We start from the raw sequence: 7,728 nt of genomic DNA, 5'->3' as shown, positions 1-7,728 counted from the left end.
TTAAATAGACTGTATTTAATATGTTTGACCTATTTCATACTTCTAATATGAGTTTGTATTTGTTTAATGGTTTAAAGTTTTTAATTAATGGATATGAACTTTATTCCGTGGTTTTAATGTGTTTAATTAATAATATGTTTATTATTCATCGCGTTTAAACTACAGTAATCCACGATGTAGCAGTGTTTTTTTGTAACAATAATTTTACTTTTCAGTCGGTAACGAGAGGCAAGATGAAAGCAGACTATCCGAAAATTGCATTTAAAAAAGGAAATCTCCTTTCATTTTCTGGGCGAGTATTTCTTTTATTGTTATTGGCCTCTCTATTACTCACGGTAGGTTTAGGGAAGTATTTTACGGATACGGCTGAAAACCGCTTGATGGCGAATATTCGGTCGCTGGCGATGAGCCAAGCTAAATTGATTGCATCGATTGATGGGGTTGTCAGCGCCGTTAAAGATAAAGATATTCTTAAGCTCAAAATTATTGCGGATAAATTAAACCAAGATTCGAGTTATGACTATGTGGTGATCGGGGATGAGAATTCCATTCGTTTATATCATCCTAATGGTGAGAAAATTGGTTATAAAATGCAGTGGAATAAACCCGGAGCCTTGGAGAATGGCGAAAGCTATTTTATTAAAGGTGAAGGTTCCATGGGGAATGCGGTTCGCGCTAAAACACCTATCTTTGATACGAATGGTCAGGTAATTGGGGTTGTCTCCATCGGCTATTTGACTCAAAAAATTGACACGTCTTTATCCGAGTTATTTGTTCAAACCTCCGCCACCTTTTTGGGTATTTTAGTGATTTTGCTGTTTTTATCATGGGCATTTACTCGATTGATTCAGCGAGAGATGTTGGGGATGGAACCTGAAGAAATTACGCAACTCGTTTTGGTTCAAAAAGGTATTTTTGATGCTGTTTTTGAGGGGATTATTGCGGTTGACTACTATGGCAAAATCATCAGTATCAACCACAACGCAAGGAAAATGCTGGCACTTAGTGAGTCATCGAAGCAAATTATGGGTAAACCCGTTGCTGATTATATTTCACCATCAGGATTTTTCACCAAAGATATATTGAAGAATCAGCATGATATTGTTTGTGAGTTTAATGGCTTAAATGTCATTGCTAGTCGAGTAGCCATTATGGATGGTGACTCTTTAGCCGGCGCCGTCATCAGCTTTCGTAGCCAAAATGATATAGAATCCTTAAACTCCCAGCTATCCCAAGTACGCCAGTATGTGGATAATTTGCGAACCTTACGCCATGAACACCTTAATTGGATCTCCACGCTGAGCGGTCTACTACAAATGAAAGAATATGACCAAGCGCTGGCTTTAATTAAGGGGGAATCTGAATCCCGCCAACAGTTAATTGACTCCTTGAGAGAACAATTTGCTGATAAACAGGTCGCAGGATTGTTGTTTGGTAAATATCATCGAGCTAGAGAGTTAGGCTTACGATTGGTTTTTGTCCCTGGCTGTCAGTTGCATGAATTACCAGAGTCATTAAATAGCACAGAATTCTGCGCAGTGCTGGGTAACTTATTGGATAATGCCTTTGAAGCTAGCTTGAAAAATGAGGCGAGCAATAAACAGGTCGAATTATATCTCTCAGATGAAGGAAAAGAGATTGTGATTGAAGTTGCTGACCAAGGATGCGGTTTTCCTCCAGAGCTGCGTGATAAGTGGTTCGAGCGAGGAACAACAACGAAAACGGATGCTGTCGATGGGCATGGTATAGGACTATTTTTAGTGGCATCCTATATTAATCGATGTAATGGGGCGGTGATAATTGAAGAAAATCAACCGCATGGTACTGTGTTCTCAATATTTATACCGAAAGTGAAGACTCAACATGGTTAAGATAAAAATCCTCATTGTCGAAGATGAACTGCTCCTTGCAGAAATGCATGCCGAGTATATAAAAACTTATCCTGCTTGTGACAAGGTCTGGCTTGCCGGGAATCTTGCCGAAGCAAGAAGAATGATTGAGTACATGAAGCCTGACTTGATCTTACTCGATAACTATTTACCTGACGGTAAAGGCATTGATTTGGTGCATGAGCTGTTACATGAACGAAATAGTGCAGATATCGTGTTTACGACTGCGGCCAGTGATATGGAAACCGTCTCCGAGGCAATCCGTCTGGGGGTTTTTGATTATTTAGTAAAACCCATTGCCTATGAACGTTTGGGGCAAACATTAGATCGTTATATTCAACGCAAAGCGGTTGTTCAAGGCAAGCAAAGAACCAGCCAGAGCCAGATTGATGATATGTTCAATACTTATGCTCGCGGTGAAATGAAAGAAGAATTACCGACTGGAATTGACGGGTTAACACTGGATAAAGTGTTGGCGTTATTTGCCAGTTCGGATACGGAATACACGGCGGAAAGTATCGCTGAAACCATTAAACTTAGCCGAACTACCGCTCGTCGTTATTTAGAATATTGTTTAGCCCAAGGTAAAATCGAAGCTGAAATTGAATATGGTAAGGTTGGCCGCCCTCAGCGAATTTATCGTGGTAAGCCTAGTTAGCAAATACATAGCACTATCGACTGGCTCTGTTTTAAGGATCCTAATATGACCACCTTTTATCAATTGACCGCGACAAGTCTTGGCGGCCATCCTGTCTCGATGGCTGACTATACGGGTAAGGTGGTTCTCATCGTTAATACCGCTAGCCATTGTGGTTTTACACCACAATACGGCAGTCTTGAAGCACTCTACAAAAAATACGCGGATCAGGGTTTTGTGGTGCTTGGTTTTCCCTGCAATCAGTTTGGAAAACAGGAACCCGGCGGCGCTGAGGAAATCGCGCAGACCTGCTACATTAACTACGGCGTGAGCTTTCCGATGTTTGATAAAGTCGAAGTCAACGGCGCTGCAACACACCCAGTATTTCGTTATCTAAAAAGCGAGTTACCCGGTTTGCTAGGCGGGCGGATCAAGTGGAATTTCACGAAGTTTTTGATCGGTCGCGACGGTAAACCGCTCAAGCGCTTTGCTCCGTTTACTGCCCCTGAAAAAATAGAGGCGGCAATTGTTGCGGCACTTAAAATTTAAGTTCTCAGAAATTCTAGCCATTAATTGTAGAGTGCTTTTGACAGTGAATTCTTTGAGAAAGGGGAATTCTAGCTTTTCACTCAAAACCAACGATTAACTCTACGTGTGCTGTACCGATAAATTCGTTAGCTCAAATGTGAGCTAACGAATAAAGCCTATTTTATGCAGACAGTCTGAGGCTATTTTCCTTTTCTTGAATTTTGTAAGTCATTTTCTAAGATCAATACCTTCTTCTGGGCGCGTTCGTCCCCTTGCTTGGCGGCAAGGCGATACCAATATAAGGCTTTCGTATCATCTTGCGGTACGCCCATTCCATACTGATAACAAGCTCCGCTGGCATATTGAGCATCAGGGCTGCGTTGGTTGGCGGCCTTGATAAACCACTGACAGGCTTTCGCTTGATCCGCTGGTATTCCATCACCTCGCGCATAAATTAGAGCAAGGTTAAATTGGGCTGAAACTTCGCCTTGCTGGGCCGCAAGGGTGAGCCATTTAATGGCGGAGGGAATATCGCGTTTTACACCTTGCCCTGATAAATAGAGCATCCCAAGACTATTTTGGGCAGGGGAAAACCCCAGTTCAGCGGAGCGAGTAAAATAGTGAAAGGCGAGGGGGTAGTCGATTTTTTTATACATGCCCGTCGCGGCTTGATATCCCAATAAATAAAGGGCCTGTGGATGATTTTTTTCGGCTAATGCAAGGTAAAGCTGATGTGCTTTTTGGGGTTCTTTTTCGCCTACAACGCCTTTTTCATACCAATAGGCAAGCGTTAGTTGTGCTGCTGGAAATTGTTGCTCCGCCGCTTTTTCTAACCAATCAAGGGCTTGCTGTGGATTTTTTTCGAGAAGTTTTGGGATGCCTTGCAAAGTGTACTCTGCCATATTCATTTGACCGATGGGGTCTCCTGACTTGGCAGCGGCTTCCATCCACCGCAACATCTCTTGTTCATCTTTAGGGACACCAATGCCTTGTTGATACATCAACGCGAGATTAATTTGTGCCTTACTAAAGCCTTGTGTAGCGGATAGGCGATACCAGTGTAATGCTTTATCGAGCTGACCATGGGATTGATAGAACATAGCTAAATTGAATTGAGCTTCTGCTTGCCCTGTTTCTACTAATTTAAGCAGACTTTTTTCATCAATTTTTGGTGTTTCAGCAGGAGTAGCAACCGTTTTAGCGTAACTGAAATTAACGAATAGGTAACTGACAAAGAGTAAAGAGAGTGCAAACCGTTTCACGCGTTATCCTTGGGATGAATTTTCGCCATTTATTCCTAAGGACAGGGTATCTGGTTGCTATGGTGGATGCAATTGCCAATATTTATATTCTAATTATGATTTCAAATCATAGGGTTGTAAAAAATTTTAAAAATATTCAAAAATAAATGGAACCTTTCTGACAAGCTGTGGGTCTTATTAATATCTATATTACTGTTTGTTTGCGCAAACATTCATATATTTACCCTCAACATTCATTTCTTTACATGAAGTAATGCAATAATGCATCTATGTAGTGTAGTTTGAAGTAGTAGCACGATCCTTAATAGAATGCATTATGCCCAGTGTAATTTTTACTGGGCTTTTTTTTGCGCAAAATCTGACCTTATTTCCTTCCTCTGTAGCCTCAACCCCGATAATTTAACTTAAATATGTTTATTTCATAAATGATTCTTTTATGTTGCATGATTTATTGGTTGCTTAAAATTAGAACATTATGCTTAACATGTAATAAACAAACGGTTAAATAACGGTCGGCAATAATTCCAGATAATTTCAAAAAATTGAAGTGAATCACGATGAGTAAGTATTAATTCAGTAATTAATACTAGCATATTATATAGTTTTGGTGCATAAATGGTGTATATGGCATAATTGGTTGTTCTATTTAATCGGCATATATTCGTGATAATGTTGAATAAATAATCAAATGTGCTTTAACTCATTGAATTTTATCTGCACGATTCATAAACAATATTTACACACAGTTTTGTTTGCTTTGAGGTCAGGGATTGATACTCCTCCAACCGAGATTGAATCTTTTAAGGCTTAAATTCTTGAGACAATAACAATGCGAGGGCGCAGATAGCGCTCCGTGGTTTTTTTTGCATATGTACAGGTTGTACTAGAGGTAACTTGTGTCCACAACAAACAACAATAAAGAGGAAGTCAGTCTTAACGCGTTTAAGCAACCTCGTTCATTCTATCTAATCTTTTCTATCGAACTCTGGGAACGTTTTGGTTACTACGGTCTTCAGGGGATACTCCCAATCTACCTTAGCCAAGTGCTTGGAATGTCAGAAGCGGAATCAATCACGCTGTTTGCTGCATTCTCTGCATTGGTCTATGGGTTTGTTGCCATTGGGGGTTGGTTAGGAGATAAAGTTCTTGGAACCAAACGAGCCATTGTCCTTGGGACACTCGTTCTGATTGTTGGTTATGCGTTTGTTGCCTACTCTGGGCATGACGTTTCCATGGTGTATCTTGGTTTAGCAACAATTGCCGTGGGTAACGGTCTATTTAAAGCTAACCCATCCTCCTTGTTGTCTACCTGTTATGACAAAGATGACCCTCGTTTGGACGGTGCATTTACCATGTACTATATGTCCGTTAACATCGGCTCATTCTTCTCAATGTTGGCAACGCCATGGTTAGCAAAACACTACGGCTGGGATGTGGCATTCTCCCTCAGCGTTGTGGGCTTGATCATTACACTTGTTAACTTCTACATGTGTAAAAGATGGGTTTCGGATCACGGTTCTAAACCTGACTTTGAGCCAGTTGTGTTGTCTAAATTATTCGCGACGATTATTGGTGTTGTTGCACTGGTCGTCATCTCTAACTGGTTACTCCATAACTTAGGCATTGCTCGTGCGGTATTAGGCTTAGTTTCGGTCGGTATCTTAGTTATCTTTGTCAAAGAGATGCTCGCATTAAAAGGGATTGCTCGTCGTCGTATGGTTGTGGCGCTTATCTTAATGCTTGAAGCGATTGTCTTCTTTGTTCTGTATAGCCAGATGCCAACGTCTCTGAACTTCTTTGCTCTGCATAACGTTGAGCATGAAGTGTTAGGCTTCGCCATCGAACCTGCGCAGTATCAAGCGTTGAACCCATTATGGATTATGATTGGTAGCCCAATTTTGGCTGCTGTCTATAATAAAATGGGCGATAACTTACCAATGCCGCACAAGTTTGCCATTGGTATGTTGTTGTGTTCAGCGGCATTCCTCGTATTGCCAATTGGTGCTAAATTTGCCAACGAAGCTGGTATTGTTTCTGTTGAATGGCTGATTATCTGCTATGGCTTCCAAAGTATTGGTGAACTGATGATTTCAGGCTTAGGTCTGGCGATGGTGGCTCAGTTAGTTCCACAGCGTCTAATGGGCTTCATCATGGGTGCATGGTTCTTAACTAACTCTGCCGCAGCATTTATCGCGGGTTCTGTTGCTTCACTGGCAGCGGTTCCTGAAGGGGTTATTACGAGCAAAGCAGAATCACTGGCTGTGTACAGCGATGTGTTTATGAAGATTGGTTTGGTGACAGGGGCTATCGCAATTGTGATGGTACTGACAGCTCCACTCTTAAATCGTATGACGTTAGAACATAAATAGTTCTGAAAGAGTGATAAAAAAGGGCGATAGAAATATCGCCCTTTTTGTTTTTATATGAATCGGTTATTTAAAATATCGATTATTAATGATTTTCATTGAGCGGTTATTACCATTGACCAGAATGGTACTGGCACTGCAACTGTGGGGATCATTAGAAATCCCATTCATCAACACGCTTGGTGTGATAGCAGTAGCAGAGAAAATCACATCCGAGGTACTTACCATTGAATCGAGTGTTAAGATCTCACCAATCTCAATACCCATCTGTTGGCAACGAATGGCTTCCTGAGCAGCTAATAGCTGATTCTGTTTAGTATCATCCTTGGCTTTATTACGTGGCACTAAGCGCGCTTGCATATCGCCCCCTAATGCACGTGCAATCGCTGCACTGATAATGCCTTCAGGTGCGCCACCCGTGCCGTACATCATATCGATGGAATGCTCTGGTAAGATAGTGAGTAACGAAGCCAGTACATCGCCATCAGGGATGGTAATGACGTTAGCGCCAAAATTTCGGATAATTTTGATAATATGCTGGTGGCGAGGTTTATCTAATATTGCCACATTTAACATCGAAATCGGTTTATCTAGTGCAGCAGAGAGAAATTCTAAGTTCTTTTCGATGGGGTTTTTAAGATGAACAGCGCCTTTAGCTGCGGGGCCAACAACCATTTTCTCCATATACATATCAGGTGCTTGTAACAGCGTTCCTGTTGGAGCAGCAGCAAGGACTGCAATAGCATTGTGTTCATTGCAAGCGACCATTCGAGTCCCATCAATTGGGTCTACAGCAATATCTAAATGATGCTCACTACTTTGTTTACCTACTTGTTCACCGATATACAGCATCGGTGCTTCATCGATCTCACCTTCACCAATCACAATTTTCCCATGGAAATCAATTTGATTGAGTCGGTTTCTCATCGCTTCAACAGCGGCATTATCCGCCGCATTTTTATCTTGTTTCCCAACCCATTCAAAAGCGGCAATTGCCGCAACTTCGGTGACAGACGCGATAGCGGATGCTAATTCATCGCTGATTT

General features: G+C 41.4%; 6 protein-coding genes. 4 read left to right on the top strand and 2 right to left on the bottom strand.

Features of this window, described 5'->3' with window-relative positions:
• Positions 1-233 precede the first annotated feature (233 nt).
• The 3 genes from dpiB to PROVRUST_RS03665 are packed head-to-tail and all read left to right on the top strand — an operon-like array spanning position 234 to position 3,075.
• Positions 234-1,871 carry a sensor histidine kinase DpiB gene (dpiB, locus tag PROVRUST_RS03675; RefSeq protein ID WP_006813352.1) on the top strand — a complete coding sequence of 546 codons (1,638 nt, stop codon included), beginning with the start codon at positions 234-236 and terminating at the stop codon, positions 1,869-1,871.
• Positions 1,864-2,547 carry a two-component response regulator DpiA gene (dpiA, locus tag PROVRUST_RS03670; protein WP_006813351.1) on the top strand — a complete coding sequence of 228 codons (684 nt, stop codon included), beginning with the start codon at positions 1,864-1,866 and terminating at the stop codon, positions 2,545-2,547. Before dpiB ends, dpiA begins: the two co-directional genes overlap by 8 nt.
• A gap of 45 nt (positions 2,548-2,592) precedes the next feature.
• The gene (locus PROVRUST_RS03665) at positions 2,593-3,075 is read left to right on the top strand and encodes a glutathione peroxidase (RefSeq protein WP_006813350.1); all 483 of its coding nucleotides are present in this window, start codon (positions 2,593-2,595) and stop codon (positions 3,073-3,075) included.
• Positions 3,076-3,254: 179 nt separating this feature from the next.
• On the opposite strand, the gene PROVRUST_RS03660 is transcribed toward PROVRUST_RS03665, so the two are convergent.
• Complete coding sequence (locus tag PROVRUST_RS03660) at positions 3,255-4,316, bottom strand: tetratricopeptide repeat protein (RefSeq protein WP_006813349.1); 1,062 nt, start codon at positions 4,314-4,316, stop codon at positions 3,255-3,257.
• 896 nt (positions 4,317-5,212) lie between these two features.
• On the opposite strand from PROVRUST_RS03660, the gene dtpA reads away from it, so the two are divergent.
• On the top strand, positions 5,213-6,685 hold the full coding sequence (gene dtpA / locus PROVRUST_RS03655; RefSeq protein ID WP_006813347.1) for a dipeptide/tripeptide permease DtpA: 1,473 nt from the start codon (positions 5,213-5,215) through the stop codon (positions 6,683-6,685).
• A gap of 63 nt (positions 6,686-6,748) precedes the next feature.
• On the opposite strand, the gene glpX is transcribed toward dtpA, so the two are convergent.
• A complete protein-coding gene (glpX, locus tag PROVRUST_RS03650; protein WP_172459983.1) occupies positions 6,749-7,726 on the bottom strand; it encodes a class II fructose-bisphosphatase in 978 nt (325 codons plus the stop codon).
• Positions 7,727-7,728 lie beyond the last annotated feature (2 nt).

The sequence above is a fragment of the Providencia rustigianii DSM 4541 genome, assembly GCF_000156395.1.
In the GTDB taxonomy this organism is placed as follows: domain Bacteria; phylum Pseudomonadota; class Gammaproteobacteria; order Enterobacterales; family Enterobacteriaceae; genus Providencia; species Providencia rustigianii.
Note: the sequence above shows the minus strand (reverse complement) of the source record. Positions and strands in the feature narration are given on the sequence as shown.

Bases quoted from the DNA above. Each gene is read 5' to 3' on its own strand.
- dpiB (WP_006813352.1), top strand. From the start codon at position 234: ATGAAAGCAGACTATCCGAAAATTGCATTTAAAAAAGGAAATCTCCTT.
- dpiA (WP_006813351.1), top strand. From the start codon at position 1,864: ATGGTTAAGATAAAAATCCTCATTGTCGAAGATGAACTGCTCCTTGCA.
- PROVRUST_RS03665 (WP_006813350.1), top strand. From the start codon at position 2,593: ATGACCACCTTTTATCAATTGACCGCGACAAGTCTTGGCGGCCATCCT.